At 75.6% G+C, this 900-nt stretch carries 1 protein-coding gene; it reads left to right on the top strand.

The window, feature by feature from the left end; all coding sequences use genetic code 11:
* The coding region (locus H0523_RS32060; RefSeq protein ID WP_257225198.1) for a sigma-54-dependent Fis family transcriptional regulator at positions 1–900 on the top strand (900 nt) is incomplete at both ends.

The raw sequence follows: 900 nt of genomic DNA, 5'->3' as shown, positions 1-900 counted from the left end.
CCGACCCTGCGCCTGCCCGCGGCATCGCCGCCGCCGGCGCCCGTGGCGCGCGGCGGCCTGGCCAGCTTCGATGCCGCCACCCTGGGCGCGTTGGCGCGCGCGGTGCATCTGTCGGACGCGGGCGTCTCGATCCTGCTGCAGGGCGAGACCGGCGCGGGCAAGGAGATCTTCGCGCGCCAGCTGCATGCGCGCAGCCGGCGCGCGGCCGGCCCGTTCGTGGCGGTCAATTGCGCGGCGCTGCCCGAGAGCCTGATCGAGTCCGAGCTGTTCGGGTACGAGGACGGCGCCTTCACCGGCGCGCGCCGCCAGGGCAGCAAGGGGCTGCTGCGGCAGGCGCATGGCGGCGTGCTGTTCCTGGATGAGATCGGCGACATGCCGCTGGCGCTGCAGTCGCGCCTGCTGCGGGTGCTGCAGTCACGCGAGGTATCGCCGCTGGGGGCGGCGCGGCCGGTGCCGGTGGACTTCACGCTGGTGTGCGCGACGCATCGCGCGCTGGCGCACGATGGCCCCGATGCGCCGGTGCGCGCCGACCTGTATTTCCGCATTGCCGAATACACGGTGACGCTGGCGCCGCTGCGCGCCCGCGCCGACCTGCGCGAGCTGCTGCGCTCGCTATGGGCCGCGCAGGGCGCGGGGCCGGTGCTGCCGACCGAGATCGAGGACACGCTGGCGCATTACGCCTGGCCCGGCAATTACCGGCAGCTGGCCGCGGTGCTGCGCACGCTGCACGTGCTGGCGGGGGCCGCGGGCGTGGTCGATCGCGAGATGTTGCCGGCGGACCTCCGCGGCCAGCCGGCCGAGACGCCCGCGGCGGCGGCGGGCACGACCAATCTGCAAGCCATGGCCGACGACGCGATCCGCGCCGCGCTGGCCGCGCATGCGGGCAACGTCAGCGCCGCG

Source organism: Achromobacter insuavis, from assembly GCF_902859645.1.
Lineage (GTDB): Bacteria > Pseudomonadota > Gammaproteobacteria > Burkholderiales > Burkholderiaceae_B > Achromobacter > Achromobacter insuavis.
The sequence above is the reverse complement of the archived record's forward strand: the minus strand, read 5'-3'. Positions and strand labels throughout refer to the sequence as shown.